This is a genomic window from Bacteroides neonati, assembly GCF_000499785.1.
In the GTDB taxonomy this organism is placed as follows: Bacteria; Bacteroidota; Bacteroidia; order Bacteroidales; family Bacteroidaceae; genus Bacteroides; species Bacteroides neonati.
In genome coordinates this window covers 1-14,980 of the sequence record NZ_HG726019.1, presented here as the reverse complement: position 1 = coordinate 14,980, position 14,980 = coordinate 1, and the positions used below count along the sequence as shown (strand labels likewise).

Below are 14,980 nucleotides of genomic sequence, written 5' to 3'. Positions count from 1 at the left end.
CAGAATTATGAAACTAAAATATATAATAGCCTGCACGCTGGGGCTTATCACAGGAATAAGTTCCTGTACGTTGGATTATAACCCCGTATCCGATTTCTCGGATGTAACAATGGGCGAGAAGGATGATTCGGGAGCAACCAATCCATTTAAGAATCGCGAAGAGATGTTCACGCAATATACGGCTCTTTATAATCGTATGCGCGACAATCAGGAACATTGGTACCTAGACGCTTTGTTGCTGGGTGATGCGCATGCTGATAACGCTTACGGCGGAACCACAGGTGCCGAGGTGGTTCCTTTCGAAACAAATTCGATTGATGGCGGCAACTCGGTGATTGATCGTGACTGGTCTCGTTACCTGACAGATATCGCTACGGCCAATAAAATCATTTTCTATATTGATGGTGTTCCCGATCCCACATTCGCCCAAAGTGAGCGTAACCGTTGGAAAGCCGAAGCCAAAATCTATCGCGGGATGATTTTGTTTGATATGACCCGTATCTGGGGAAGCGTTCCGGTTATTACAACCATTGCCGGAGACATCACCTCGGATAATATTGAAGAGGTATATCCCAGTTATTTTCCGAAACAAAACACCCAAGCCGAGGTATATGCTCAGATAGAAAAGGATCTGACAGAAGCCTTGGCCGATGCACCCAATAATAATCCGGCCGATAAAACCCGTTTGAGCAAAACCGTAGCCCGGGCTCTGTTGGCAAAGGTCTATGCCGAGAAGACTTTACGCGATTATGCCAAAGTAATCACCTATTGCGATCAAGTATTGGCAGACGGTATCTCTTTGGAAAAGGAGTACGATACGCTTTTCGGAATGAATGCTACGAATACCGACTGCAAGGCTCGCAATACATCCGAGAGTATTCTCGAACTTCAATATCCGGCTGGCAATGGTAATTGGGTAAACTGGATGTTCGGACGCAACCTTGCCAATTGGGAAGAGAGTTTCACCTGGGCCAAATGGGTAACTCCCTCACGAGACCTGATCAAGGCTTACGAGGACGAAGGAGACCAGGTGCGCTATGAACAATCGATCGTCTATTATGAGTGTAAATGGAGCAATTACTATCCGGCCAATCACTATCCGTTTATGTACAAATGCCGTTCCTCTTATAGCAATATCATTAAGCTACGTTTGGCAGATATCCTGTTGCTCAAGGCCGAAGCCCTGATCTTAAAGGAGAGTCCCGACTTGAGTGGAGCCGCATCGATTCTGAATCAGATACGCAACCGTGCCAAACTGAAACCGCTTTCGGCAACTGTTACTTCGTCTAAAGAAGCAATGATTACCGCTTTGCTTAAGGAACGCCGGCTCGAATTGGCTTTTGAGGGACAGCGGTGGTTCGATCTCTGTCGCTTAGACAAAGTAGAGAGTGTGATGAACAGCGTATATCGCAAGGATAGCGGACGCAAAGCACAAGCTTATGCCTTCGACTCCAATTCTTACCTCTTGCCATTGCCTCAGTCGGCTATCGACCAGAATGAGAATCTTGTACAAAACCCCGGATATTAAAAACGAAGAAATAAAAAGATGATGAAGATAAAATCAATTTTGTTTGCCCTGTTAGGATGGATTGTATTGTTGGCTGCCTGCGGTAGCGATTCTCCCACCGAACCTTCTGTTGGTCCCGAACCTCCTTTGCCTCCTGCAAGTAGCGACGTAACGCTGTTTGTTACAACAGCCAACCGTTCGCAGGATTTTGCCCGCAGAAGTCTTTCTTTCGGAACCAAAGACAATCTGTCTCCTACCACCGTAAAGCTGCTGCCCGACGTACGTTACCAAACGATGGATGGCTTCGGCGCTGCCGTTACAGGGTCTACCTGCTACAATTTGCTCAAGATGTCACCAGCCGATCGTACCGCCTTTCTCACCGAAACGTTTTCGGACAAAGAAGGCATGGGATATAGTTATATCCGTATCTCCATCGGTTGCTCCGACTTCTCTTTGAGCGAGTATACCTGTTGCGATGAAGAGGGAATTGAACACTTTGCGTTGCAACGAGAAGAGTTGGAGTATGTCATTCCCATCCTGAAAGAGATCATTCGGATCAATCCGACTATAAAGATACTGGGTTCTCCCTGGACGTGTCCGCGGTGGATGAAAGTCAATAACCTGACCGACCTGCAACCGAAGAACTCCTGGACGGATGGACACCTCAACCCTGCCTTCTATCAGGACTATGCCACGTATTTCGTTAAATGGATTCAAGCTTTTCAAGCTCAAGGCATACGAATAGAAGCCATTACCCCACAGAATGAACCGTTGAACCCCGGAAATTCGGCTTCGCTGATGATGTTCTGGAACGAGCAACAGGCATTTGTGCGCGATGCCCTCGGCCCTAAGTTGAAGGCTGCCGGGCTAACCACAAAGATTTACGCTTTCGACCATAATTACGACTACGACGAAGGCAAGGGATACGGACAGAACGATTATCCGGTCAAGATCTATGAAGACGCCAATGCTGCACTCTTTTTCGACGGAGCCGCCTATCACAATTATGGAGGCAACCGGGCGGAGCTGAATGATATACATGCCAAGCGTCCCGATAAAGAACTGATCTTTACCGAAACATCAATCGGTACCTGGAACGACGGACGCAATCTTTCGGTTCGTTTGATCGACGATATGCGTGAGGTAGCCTTGGGTACGGTCAATAATTGGTGTAAAGCGGTGATGGTCTGGAACCTGGTGCTCGATTCGGAGAGAGGCCCCAACCGCGACGGTGGTTGCCAAACCTGCTACGGTGCGGTAGACATCAACAAGACAGATTATAAAACCCTCACCCGTAACTCCCATTACTACATCATCGGCCATCTCTCGGCTGTGGTCAAACCCGGTGCTGTTCGTATCGGAACACAAGGTTATACGGCCGACGGCATTACCTATTCGGCTTTTGAGAACACCGATGGCACGTATGCCTTTGTGTTGCTGAATGAAACAACGGAGATAAAAAAGATAACCTTGAGCGATGGTGCACATCATTTTACTTACGATGTTCCTGCCCGCTCTGTAGTCTCTTATCGTTGGAAAAAATAAATAATGAACCCATTAACAAAGAGTTATCGTATGAAAACAATAAAATACTTCTTAATGACTTTATTTGCCGGAGCACTGCTTGCTTCCTGCAAAGACGATGAGCAACTGCCCGGCAACCCGGTGATGAATCCGAAAACGGAATTTGGTGCTGCCTTGTTTGGCGATAGTTTGCCATTTACCATTCATGCTTCGGATGCCGATGTTCCCCTCTCTACGTTGAAAGCCCAGTTGTTTTATGGAGAAGAGAAGGTGTCAGAAACCGTGATCCGCACCAAAACAAGCGGAACCGATTATAGTGGGAAGATATACATTCCTTACCTGAAAGACATCCCCAACGGCAAAGCCACCTTGAAGTTTATTCTTCAGAATATTCATTTCACCCTGGTAGAGCAGGAGAGTGAGTTGGCGTTGACCCGTCCCGATTATCCCTCGTTGACTTTGGTCACTAAAGAGGGCAAGGAGATCGCGATGCCTCGCGTAGGGCTTTATCAGTATGCTGTCGAAGATCTTTTCGAGAAAGAAGTTCCTGCCTTTATCAAAGCCCCCAAGATGGGAGCAAATGGCAACGAAATAACTTTCGGATGGGAGAACAATAAGATTGTTCAGGGCAGCATGTCCGAAATTCCTTTTCTGAATGCCATCAAGGGCACGTATCAGATCACCTTCAACACGAAGAGCTATGCAGCATCTCCTTTCTTTAAGTTCTTGTTCAACGGCACACCGATGGAGGTAATGGACAGCGAATCGTACTCCATCTCGGGCACGTATGCTAAAGATCAAGTCATTCCTGTGTCGGGCATCCAGATCGGTGAGTGGGATTTGGCAGGCGTCTTTACGAAGAAAGACAATACAGCGTTAATTTTCGCTTTGCCCGGTGGGAAGTATAAGATTATGGCTAATTTTGCTACAAAAACGTTCTCGGCCATAGAGATTAAAGATGTAGATGCCGACCTAAGTTCGGGAATGTTTGTCGCCGAGCTGGTAGATGGTCAGGTTATTCGTTTCAGTGGCATCAGCGATCTGAAAGATTGGTGGATTGACCCGGACTTTTTCACAGCCGCAGGCGATCATTTCTTATTTGCTGCCGCTCCCGGTAAGTATAAGATTACAGCCAACAAAGCATTCAAATACCTCGTGGTTGAGGCCATGAAAGGCAACGAACCGGCTACCTTGCAGAGCGATGGAACCGGTGCGGTATGGATCATTGGCGAGGGTATCGGCAAACCTTCTGTCGAGCTCAATCAAGTGGGTTGGGATACGAGCAAAGCACTTTGCATGGCACCTATGGGCAATGGCAGGTATCGGATTACCGTGGTAGGCGATCGTTCCATCAAAACCACCGCTATCAACTTCAAATTCTTCCATCAGAAAGGGTGGGGCGGCGAGTTTACCAAATCGACCATCACCTCGACACACGATATTATTGTCATTCCCGATAATGATGGAAACCTGCATCTGGCTACCGGAAAGACCTTGAAAAAGGATCAAACCTATGTGCTCACACTCGATCTTTCTGCCGGAAACGATAAAGCCGTACTTTCGGTCGAAGAGAAATAAGATTATTAAACTGAAATAAGATCAATGAAACTAAAATCAATCGTCTTGGGTTTATCCCTCATTGCCCTACCTGCTTTGGCGCAGACACCGGTATATCTGGATGTAAATAAACCCATTGAAGAGAGAGTCGAAGATGCTCTGAGCCGGATGACGGTACAGGAGAAAGTAGCCATGACACACGCCCAGTCTAAGTTCAGCTCGGCAGGTGTACCTCGCTTAGGCATACCCGAGAACTGGATGAGCGACGGCCCTCACGGTATTCGTGCCGAAGTATTGTGGGATGAATGGTACGGAGCCAACTGGACCAACGACTCCTGCATCGCCTTTCCGGCCTTAACAGCCCTTGCTGCTACGTGGAACCCCGATATGTCTGCCCTTTATGGCAAGAGCATAGGCGAAGAGGCTCGCTACCGCAACAAGAATGTATTGTTGGGTCCGGGGGTAAACATCTACCGTACACCACTCAACGGCCGCAACTTCGAGTATATGGGCGAAGACCCTTACCTGGCATCCGTGCTCGTGGTACCCTACATCCGAGAGGTGCAAAAGAACGGTGTAGCTGCTTGTGTGAAGCATTATGCGCTCAACAATCAAGAGATTCATCGCGGATACATCAATGTAAAGGTCGATGATCGTGCTCTACACGAGATATACCTGCCTGCCTTCAAAGCAGCTGTGCAGCAGGGCGGGGCATGGGCTATCATGGGCGCGTATAACCAATACAAAGGCGAACACTGCTGCCACAATCAGTACTTGCTCAACGATATACTGAAACGCGATTGGGGTTTCGACGGTGTTGTCGTGTCCGATTGGGGAGGTGTGCACGATACGAAGCAATCCATCTTCAACGGGCTCGACATGGAGTTCGGCAGTTGGACCAACGGCTTGAACTGGGGTGCCAGCAATGCATACGATAACTACTATCTGGCCATGCCTTACCTGCAACTGATCCGCGAAGGTGCGGTCGGCACGAGCGAGCTCGACGATAAGGTGCGCCGCATTCTTCGTTTGGTGTTTCGTACCAACATGGCCAAAGAGCGTCATTTCGGTAGCTTTGGCACCGAAGCACATGCGCTGGCAGGGCGAAAGATAGCCCAGGAGGGTATCGTGTTGTTGCAAAACAACCGGAACCTGCTCCCGATTGATGTACGGCAAACGAAACGCATCCTCGTGGTAGGCGAAAACGCAGTGAAGCATATGACGATTGGTGGTGGTTCTTCCTCCCTGAAGGTGAAGTACGAGGTATCTCCGCTCGAAGGTATTCGTGCCCGGGTAGGCTCCTCGGCCGAGGTCATTTATGCTCCCGGTTATGCCTCTCCCGCTGTTGCCGAACAAGATGTGAAGGGTGCTAAAGCCGAGCAGAAGGAAATTGATCCGGTTGCGCTACGCAACCAAGCCGTTGAGGCTGCCCGCGAGGCCGATGTAGTTCTCTTCATTGGCGGATTAAACAAGAACGACGGTCAGGACTCCGAAGGCAACGACCGCGCTTCGCTATCGCTTCCTTACGAACAAGATGCCCTGATTGCCCAGCTGGCTGCTGCCAACCCCAATACGGCTGTGGTTATCCTCAGCGGCAATGCAGTGGCCATGCCTTGGGTCAGAGAGGTTCCTGCCATTGTCGAGGCTTGGTATAGCGGTACGGAGGCAGGCCATGCATTGGCTTCGATACTCTTTGGCGACGTGAACCCTTCGGGCAAGCTTCCCTTTACCTTTCCGGCTCGCCTCGAAGATAATAGCGCGCATGCATTGGGCGAATATCCGGGCGACAGCATCAATGTGTCTTACAACGAAAGCATTTTCGTGGGCTATCGTTGGGCGGATAAACAGAAGAAAGCTCGTCCACTCTTTCCCTTCGGTCATGGTTTGTCATACACCACCTTTGCCTACGGTAAGCCGATAGCCGATAAGAAGACGCTTTTGCCCGGCGAGACAATCACCTTTACCCTGCCGGTAAAGAACACGGGCACGCGCGAAGGGCAGGAGATTGTTCAGCTATATATCAGCGACAAGAAGTCCTCTCTTCCGCGCCCTGTTAAAGAGCTGAAAGGCTTTAGCAAAGTACACCTTGCACCGGGGCAGGAGAAAACGGTTACCTTTACCATCGACAAAGAGGCCTTGAGCTTCTTTGACGACACCAAACACGAGTGGGTAGCCGAACCCGGCAAGTTCGAAGCCTTGATTGGCGCATCGGCTACCGATATCAAAGGTGTGGTTTTGTTCGAACTGAAAGAATAGGATCGATTGATAGAGTCCTATCATTCAATGCTAAAACATCCGACAGATAACTTCCTTTTATAGGGAAGTTATCTGTTTTTTATTGATCGTTTTAATAGTCGGTATGCAAGGCGACAATGAGCGGCTTGCATACCGACTATTGTCGCCTTATAAAACGACCATTGTCGGCTTGCAAGCCGACGACTAAAAAGATGAAAGAAAATGAGTTAGCTCACGTGCAGAATGATCATAGATTATCCGAGAGATGCTGTTAACTTATACTTGTTTTTGATTGCTATTGATCAAAAATAAACTATATTTGTCTCAGACTAATCTACAACTACTATGGCTTATATCCGGTTACTTGTATGTGTGGGGATATTATTGAGTCTTTTTTCTTGTCAACACACTTCTTCTTATTCTTCTTATCCTACAACGATGCTTCGGGCCGAACAACTAATGGATTTGGCACCCGATAGCGCGAAAAACCTTTTGCTTCGTTTGAAGGATAGCATTCAGCAACAAAGTGAAGAAGTGCAAATGTACTATCATCTGCTCACAGTAAAGGCGAATGACAAATGTTACGTTCCTCATACCGGCGATTCGCTGATGAAAGCTTTGGTCTACTATTATGAGCAGCACGGAACACCGGCTCAACGGATGGAGGCTTATTACTACCTGGGCAGTGTGTATCGTGATATGCACGATGCACCACGTGCATTGAATTATTTTCTGCAGGCTGTCGATGCCTCGGAAGATGGAAAGGAATATCAGATATTGGCACGTACGTACGCACAGATGGGTACGCTCTATATGTATCAAAAGCTCTATGATGAGGCGATGCCCATGCATAAAAAGGCTTATCACTATTATTCTTTGGCAAAGGATAGTCTTTTGCTCTCTTATGCGTTGCGCGATATAGGTAGGGCATTTACGGCTCAACATAACGTAGATAGTACACTGTATTATTACGAAGCAGGTTATCGAGCAGCCAAACAGATGAATGATATCCGGCGGATGCGTGCTATTCAAAATGAATTGTCGGGTGTGTATCTTCAGTTGGGGCGTTATAAAGAGGCTCGTGAAGCACTTAGTCAATCTTCGGCTTATCAAAGCAATATAGCATCAAATATATTAATTTGGGGGAAGTATTATGAAGAAGTAGGTCAACTTGATTCTGCAAAACTCTGCTATCATAAGGCTTTGGAAATAGGGAATGTGCATGTTAAGACAGGTGCATATTTAAGGTTATATCAGATAGAGCGAGCCGAGGCTCAATATGAAGAAGCGTTGGCTTATATAGATCAATATTTGATTTATCAGGACTCTCTACAGCGAATCACTGATACGGAGTCGGTGAAAAAGGGAGAGATGCTGTACAACTATCGTCACATCGAAAAAGACAATGAACAACTTGCACAAACTAATGCGAAGAAAAAAACATTCATTTATCAGCTGGTTGTCGGCGGGCTTGTATTGCTATTTGCAGTCATGCTATTTTCCTATAATGCGCACAGAAAAAAGCAGCAACAATTAAAGCAAGAACGCAGGCTGCGCTTTTTTGAAGAAAAAACTCACAAAGAGAGTTTGCAGCAAATAGAATCAAATAATAGCCAAATTTTGCTCTTAAAGAAACAACTCATTGTTGCACGGGAACAAAACAACCAAGCCGAAGAAGAGCTATTGACCATAAAGAGCCGTTTGTTGGAAGAAAAGAATCACCGCATAGCCACTTTGCGAGCCGAACAGGAGACATTGCTTGATGCATTCCGGCACTCGGCTATCTATTTTACTGTCATAGAGAAAAGTAAAGACCCACAAGCAAGGCTGACAGAGGAGGACTGGAAGAAGCTTCAAATAGAACTTGATCTTACTTTTGATAATTTTACGAATCGTTTATATACGCTTTATCCTAATTTCACAGAGATAGAGCTGCGTGTTTGTTACCTTCTTAAGATGTCTGTTGTATTGTCAGATATCGCTCATTTAACGGTTAAGGCAAGAAGTTCTGTGTCGAGCATTCGAGAAAGGCTCTATAAAAAGATACACGGCGTTCCCGGTTCGTCTAAAGATTTAGATTCTTTTATTGTTGATTTTTAGGAGGTTATCTCGTTTTTATGTGGTTTTGTAATTCGTTTGTATATCAAATGCGAATTAATTGCGAACTATATTTTAGGGCATTATCGGTTGTTGTGGATATATTTGTGCCTTCTTGCTCCTTCTCTTGTGTTCCAAGAACGAGAAGTCTGAGTATCGCATGAAGTTTGAGGGTATAAGAATACAACCGATTTTAAACTATATGAAAAAGATAATTCTAAAGAGGACTCGTTATCATAAACTGCCAGAAACAGTCTTTGGCATTGTTGTTTCTATGACTTTCTCATGTATAGCTTCCTTTATGTTTACTGCATGTGAAAGACAGGAGCTACTCCCGGAGGAGAATGATAAAACATTATTTCCAGATTCAGAAAAGACTACATCAAAGGATTTTAGCCCAACATGGGATAAGCTTATTGATCGCGAATCTCCTATAACCGACGGTGTTTTTATAGGAACTAGATATTTGGGGGTACAAAATTGGCTATCTCTTGCAAGCCCTCCCTATCTCTATGTGGGTGCAACTTTCCCTCAAAGCACTTTTGCAACTTCTTTTGATAAGGAAGTCACGGATGGCAAATATCCGATCGACTTACTATTCAATTTTTCAATCCCATATATAGGGCGTATGGAGAATCCCAGAGGAACTGAATATCTACAAAAAATGAAGGAGGCAGTGAATTCTGATGAGTATAAAAGCTATACTCGCTCTTTTCAACCATATAAAGGCAGGCTTGCGAACCTACAATCATTATCTAATATAGAATCTTGTTTTCCCGACAATAAAGATTTTGGCAAAACGCTTGAGAAAATTACCCGTCAGGAATTTAATCTGAATCATATAAAGAGTTTATCAATAGGAGAAATTGTATTTAAAGGCTTTACCGTTTCCATGGATGTACCTGCACAGGGATTGTTTATAAATACCCCTTCCAACTTGACTGATCTAGTCTATATACGCGCTTTGACTTATGGAGTCGCCGCTTATTTTGTAATTGCAAGCGATCATTCTTATAAAGATGTATTGACTGCATTTAAGACCTCATTTGTTGATGCTTATGAGAAGCCAGATGGGGTCTTGAATGAATCACAAATTATTTTATTGACGGTTTCGGATGTTAATCAAGAAGCTGATATAAAAGCAAGCTTTGATGACCTAAAGAGATTTGTAGAGAAACCTTTCTCCAATGGGCAGCTATACGGATATCCAATATTCTGCAAAGGGTATTCTGCACAAGACAACTCTATTTTTGAAAAGTAGCAATGGGTTCTTAACTTACTAATTTAGTGTAACTATGAATAAAAACGTTTTATGTGCTTCTTTTATCATCACATTTTTCTTCTTCTCCTGTCAGAAAGAGGAGATCGCTGATATTAAAGAAACCCCTGAGAAAGAAAATCCGATTCTTGTAACTATAATAAGAACCATGGGGGATGGTAAAGATGATCTACTCGGATATGGGTATAATGCATTATATGCTGCGTTTGATGATAAGGATGGAGTACGGAATCAAATTGTCGATTTAGATGCTTTCGAGTCAGGAAAAGCAATTGACCCGAATACGGGAATAGAAGTAAATATGTTGGCAGGAAAAGTAGAAAGAACAACTCCTTTTGGAGGGGTTATGGATAATCAGCTGTTTTATGAGAATCTTGCTGAGTATAAAAACTCCTTGTCGACCAGTGCTAGTGCTGATTTTTCTAAGATAGCCCCATGGGGTAAGCTTAAAATGTCCATGTTCTATGGTTATGCATTGGAACGTATGTCTAAGCACAGCTTTTATGATGTCAACGTGGAACGAGTTTTCAAAAGACACTATTTAAGTAATACTTCTCCCGAGTTGCTTAAGTATTATTTGACTGACAACTTTAAGGTTAGCTTAAAAAACTTTTCGGGCGAATCTATCATCAATAGTTTTGGCACCCACCTGATTACCGATATTAGATTAGGTGGACGATTAAAGATGATTTTCTCAGGCGAAACGACCAGCAATAAGACAGATGAGTTTACGGATCTTTCGGTTTCTATTGCGTCTGCACTTCAGTCTGGGATAAATAAAAAGGTTCAAACCTCAAACAGTATCAAAGATTTTAAATTGCGTATAGAGCAAGTAGGAAGCTCGACTATACAGGCTGACAAAACATACATTGTTGGAGGAGAGTTTGATACATCAGTTCTTAATTATAAACGCTGGATAGAAGAGATTAATGCAACAACTAGTTCGATATTGGGACATGTTAGAAATAATGCTGTAGGTATATGGAAATTAACAGACGATCAAAAGATAAAAACTAAAATTATAGCGGAAATATTGAAGCGTACAACAAATAATCCAATACAGTTTTATCTAATGAGCGAAAGTTCAGAAGAGTTATTAGGAGATGAGACTGAAGAACCAATTTACTTTATGGGTCATTATAATAAGACATCCAATACTTTATTAGTTAAAAGAAAAAATACCGAAAGGACTAATTCTGGAGGTTCCATTCGGACTTCTTATCCTCATCGAAATAGAAGACCATCTTCATCTTACGAAAATAATTCAGTTAGAAGATCTTATGGTAGTGATGGCTCTAGTAGAAGGTCAAGGCCATCAATCCCGAGTTCAAGCTCGCCTTCTTTCGGCGAGGTGAATCAATGGATTATTACATTTACCAAAGATGGATATGTAACAATTAAAGATAAAAAGAATAATACTTATCTGAAAGATGGTGAGTCTATCAAATGGATTCCTTTTATAGATGAGGCCGAAATGTAGATATAAGATATCGCTTCGTTTCATTTATTTTCTTTAAAAACTCATTTCTTAAAATAAATTCTTTATATTTGTCTCACGCTGATTATCTTACTGTTAACTAATAATTGAATGAATATGAAGAAGACTTATTTCTTTACCATGCTGACAGCGATGCTGTTGGGGGTAACAGGTGCAATGGCTCAGAAAGAAGTAGCGTTCCAAACTGCTAATTTAAAAGGAATCTGGCAACTATGCCATTATGTATCGGAGCTTCCCGATGTTCCGGGGGTATTGAAGGCCAGTAATACGTTTAAGGTACTGAGCACGGACGGAAGTATTGTGAACTTCACTCTCACTCCGGGTTCGGATGCAATTATTACCGGTTATGGCACATATACACAACTTACCGATAATAGTTATAAGGAAAATATTGCTAAAAACATTCGCCTTCCGATGTTGGATAACAGAGAAAATGTTATTCAATTCGAGCTGGTAGATGAAGGCTTACTCCATTTGAAATATTACATTGAAAAGGATTTGGATGGGAATGAACTCAATTCATGGTTTCACGAAACTTGGAAGCGATTGAAAATGCCGTCTAAATTTCCGGTAGATATTGAACTATAAAACCTGTTTGTTGATACCTTAAGATAGTATCGTAATGAAAATACGTTATTTACTGATCTGTTTTGTGGTAAGTTTAAATATGTATCCTCTTTGTGCTCAGACAAAGGGAGTGGTAGTGGATGCCCACACAATGCTTCCTTTGGCCGGTGTGAATATCTACTTTCAAACAGATACTATGGGGCTAGGAATTACCAACAACGACGGTCAGTTCGATCTTGCGATGCTAAAGAAGCGAAAAGATACGGATCTCGTTGTGTTTTCTTATGTAGGGTATCGGTTACAGAAACTAACGGTTGAGCAACTACGCCAAGGACACTATTTAGTGCATTTAGATGAATTTGTACAGAACTTAGACGAAGTAAAGGTAAGGGGTAGGCATGCGCCCATTGAATTAGAGTATTTTAAACTTTCTTCGTTGCCTGTACCTTTATACTCATTTGCCAGCTTTGCATCTGAAGGGAAGCTCTATGTTGTAGCGGGTGATGAAACGTTTGTGAGACCTGCGACTGGAAAATTTAGTCAAGGTACAGAAGCAGTAGAGTTTCGTTCATCGAAGATGTATATCTATGATATTGAAACCGACTCATGGACAGTGAGTCGGCATAAATTCGTCCCTCGATCTTGTCATAAGGCACATCTGTATAACAATCGTGCTTTCATATTGGGTGGTAAACGGTATTCGACCAACAGGAAGATTGATTATACTGATGCTACCATGGAGGTATATGATTTGATAAAAGACACAGTCTATGTTGAGCCACTTAATCCTCACCAAGCTGTAAACTTTACTTCTGTTGTCTACCAAGATAATCTGTACCTGATTGGTGGGTCGGTCAAAGAGAGGGTGTATGCTGATAAAGTTCACGCGCTTAATTTGAAGACAGGGCATTGGTATGAGCTTGGGACTATTCCTGAGGAAATGAGGCGCGAAATGAATGGTTTCTTAGTCGATAATGATATATACTTCTTGGGTGGTCGGCGATCTATCGCAACAGATAGAACTGATCGTTATAACTTATTATCTGGAGAATGGAAACAATTAGCTAATTTACCGGAAGAGATTTCTTACCCGGCTTTGGCTACCGATGGCTCTTTTATCTACCTCAAATCCGCAGCTAATTTATAACTGATTCAAATAGCGATTTAATTCACCTAATAGTTCCTACTCGTAGCTTTTCCCCCTGCTTTTCTCCTTGATTTCAGGTTATAGGGCATAGCTTCCCCTTTCCCCAGTTAGCTGAAGGCATAAGTAATCCCACGAAAAGTTGTTTTTACGGACTCCAAAGCAACTTGTATGGTTTGTCGGAATAAATATTGAGTACCCATTGTCTGCCTGTCTTTACCCATTTCGCAGGAACTGTAATGAATCGAAAGATAAATCGTTTGACTCGGCTTACCGGTTCAATATCTTCAAACACGGCTGCAACCTTCTCAATAAGGTAAGCATAAAAGTTTTTAGCCATGGCTGTAAGTAGCAGGAATACTGTATTCTCTTTGAGGAATGAACAGGGAAGATGACTCCACCCGAAATCGTTATTCATCATGTCGAATGTTCTTTCACAGGCTCCACGAGCATTGTAGAAGAGTACAATGTCTTTTTCAGAACTTTCATGGTCATTGGTTAAGATGCACCGATAGGTGTATTCACCATCAAATAGGTCCAATTGGTTGTCCTTACGCTTTTGCCTTTGAATAACAAGTCGGTAGTTTTCTTCTTGCAAAAAGGAAGTAAAAGGTATGGAGGTCACTTCATAATTCTCGAAGTTGATTTCTTCTTTTTTCCAATCTGTGATTTTCGTCATTTCTTCATACAGAGACTGACATTTGCCGGCTCGTATGTAGAACTTGTTGCAGTAGCCATGTGTCATACGGATAATCTCTTCCGAATAAGAACCACAGTCCATCCGGCAACGGTCTATGAATATTCCCCTATCGGCCAAACGACGAAAAGTCCGTTGGAGCGTATCCGCTTGACGAAAACGGACATTTGCGTTTGCGGCCCGATTTTCCACACCAACAATGTTACCACCAATAGTTGCCGTGCCGGGGAAATAACCACGTTTTTTCTTGTAAGAATACTGAGTGTCATACTTTTCTGTGGGAATAAACTGGTGGTCGAAGTCCAAGTTATAAAGCGTGTTTGGCTTGAGTTGTTCTGTTTGAAGGAGCATATCGAGCATCAAACTATTAAGCTGTTCCGCCTTATTGAAAGCATAGCTTGCTCCTTTTTGGGAAGTATAGTGGATATCCAATTCTGCGAGTTCTTTTATGCCTCTCAATAAAGTATCCGGACTGGGGATTTCAGTATCCGGGCGTAATTCAAGATGTTTGCCAAGGTGTTTGCCGATATCTTCGATGTGGTCACCGCCGCAATAGTAGATCCAAAATAGGCTCGAAATAATTTCGCTATATTGGTAACCGGCGTAGGAAGAACGTAATCCTAAAGATTTATCGATCACGGAATTCAGTCCTAAACGAGAAAATTCATCCATTGCGTAAAATATACCCCCAAAAGGAGTGATATTATCTGATTTTATGGCTATTTTTGTTGTCATATGCACAAGTACCTTTATGGTTTGTTTGGTAGCACTAATTTAGGTGAATCTTGTGACATAACCAAACCTTGAGGATGTTATTCATCCTCAAGTGTTTGGATTCTCTGAAAATAATATGACTGCGGATTTAAGGATCTATA

Annotated in this window: 10 protein-coding genes; 9 read left to right on the top strand and 1 reads right to left on the bottom strand. The window is 43.4% G+C overall.

Features of this window, described 5'->3' with window-relative positions; genetic code table 11:
• The first annotated feature begins 7 nt into the window (after positions 1–7).
• From TY03_RS00050 to TY03_RS00010, 9 genes are all read left to right on the top strand, one after another.
• Entirely contained in the window at positions 8–1,528 is a 1,521-nt protein-coding gene (locus tag TY03_RS00050; protein WP_042366231.1) for a RagB/SusD family nutrient uptake outer membrane protein, read from the top strand.
• A gap of 18 nt (positions 1,529–1,546) precedes the next feature.
• Positions 1,547–3,052 carry a glycoside hydrolase family 30 protein gene (locus TY03_RS00045; RefSeq protein WP_042366229.1) on the top strand — a complete coding sequence of 502 codons (1,506 nt, stop codon included), beginning with the start codon at positions 1,547–1,549 and terminating at the stop codon, positions 3,050–3,052.
• A 30-nt stretch (positions 3,053–3,082) separates the two neighbouring features.
• Positions 3,083–4,609, top strand: a complete 1,527-nt coding sequence (locus TY03_RS00040; protein WP_042367196.1) for a DUF5016 domain-containing protein — start codon at positions 3,083–3,085, stop codon at positions 4,607–4,609.
• A 24-nt stretch (positions 4,610–4,633) separates the two neighbouring features.
• A complete protein-coding gene (locus TY03_RS00035; RefSeq protein WP_042366228.1) occupies positions 4,634–6,844 on the top strand; it encodes a glycoside hydrolase family 3 C-terminal domain-containing protein in 2,211 nt (736 codons plus the stop codon).
• Between the two features lie 324 nt (positions 6,845–7,168).
• The gene (locus TY03_RS00030) at positions 7,169–8,923 is read left to right on the top strand and encodes a tetratricopeptide repeat protein (RefSeq protein ID WP_052332346.1); all 1,755 of its coding nucleotides are present in this window, start codon (positions 7,169–7,171) and stop codon (positions 8,921–8,923) included.
• A 199-nt stretch (positions 8,924–9,122) separates the two neighbouring features.
• Positions 9,123–10,181 carry a hypothetical protein gene (locus TY03_RS00025; protein ID WP_230201858.1) on the top strand — a complete coding sequence of 353 codons (1,059 nt, stop codon included), beginning with the start codon at positions 9,123–9,125 and terminating at the stop codon, positions 10,179–10,181.
• 34 nt (positions 10,182–10,215) lie between these two features.
• Positions 10,216–11,679 carry an MAC/perforin domain-containing protein gene (locus TY03_RS00020; RefSeq protein ID WP_042366227.1) on the top strand — a complete coding sequence of 488 codons (1,464 nt, stop codon included), beginning with the start codon at positions 10,216–10,218 and terminating at the stop codon, positions 11,677–11,679.
• Positions 11,680–11,793: 114 nt separating this feature from the next.
• Complete coding sequence (locus TY03_RS00015; RefSeq protein WP_042367192.1) at positions 11,794–12,285, top strand: DUF4488 domain-containing protein; 492 nt, start codon at positions 11,794–11,796, stop codon at positions 12,283–12,285.
• Between the two features lie 34 nt (positions 12,286–12,319).
• Positions 12,320–13,411, top strand: a complete 1,092-nt coding sequence (locus TY03_RS00010; RefSeq protein WP_052332345.1) for a Kelch repeat-containing protein — start codon at positions 12,320–12,322, stop codon at positions 13,409–13,411.
• 145 nt (positions 13,412–13,556) lie between these two features.
• Here the strand turns inward: TY03_RS00010 and TY03_RS00005 are convergent, their stop codons facing one another.
• Positions 13,557–14,840 (bottom strand): IS1380 family transposase, encoded by a 1,284-nt coding sequence (locus TY03_RS00005; RefSeq protein ID WP_042366226.1) that lies wholly within the window; start codon positions 14,838–14,840, stop codon positions 13,557–13,559.
• Positions 14,841–14,980 lie beyond the last annotated feature (140 nt).

What these genes read in the sequence shown, in the direction of transcription:
- TY03_RS00050 (WP_042366231.1), top strand. Translation starts at nt 8, where the DNA reads ATGAAACTAAAATATATAATAGCCTGCACGCTGGGGCTTATCACAGGA.
- TY03_RS00045 (WP_042366229.1), top strand. Translation starts at nt 1,547, where the DNA reads ATGATGAAGATAAAATCAATTTTGTTTGCCCTGTTAGGATGGATTGTA.
- TY03_RS00040 (WP_042367196.1), top strand. Translation starts at nt 3,083, where the DNA reads ATGAAAACAATAAAATACTTCTTAATGACTTTATTTGCCGGAGCACTG.
- TY03_RS00035 (WP_042366228.1), top strand. Translation starts at nt 4,634, where the DNA reads ATGAAACTAAAATCAATCGTCTTGGGTTTATCCCTCATTGCCCTACCT.
- TY03_RS00030 (WP_052332346.1), top strand. Translation starts at nt 7,169, where the DNA reads ATGGCTTATATCCGGTTACTTGTATGTGTGGGGATATTATTGAGTCTT.
- TY03_RS00025 (WP_230201858.1), top strand. Translation starts at nt 9,123, where the DNA reads ATGAAAAAGATAATTCTAAAGAGGACTCGTTATCATAAACTGCCAGAA.
- TY03_RS00020 (WP_042366227.1), top strand. Translation starts at nt 10,216, where the DNA reads ATGAATAAAAACGTTTTATGTGCTTCTTTTATCATCACATTTTTCTTC.
- TY03_RS00015 (WP_042367192.1), top strand. Translation starts at nt 11,794, where the DNA reads ATGAAGAAGACTTATTTCTTTACCATGCTGACAGCGATGCTGTTGGGG.
- TY03_RS00010 (WP_052332345.1), top strand. Translation starts at nt 12,320, where the DNA reads ATGAAAATACGTTATTTACTGATCTGTTTTGTGGTAAGTTTAAATATG.
- TY03_RS00005 (WP_042366226.1), bottom strand. Translation starts at nt 14,840, where the DNA reads ATGACAACAAAAATAGCCATAAAATCAGATAATATCACTCCTTTTGGG.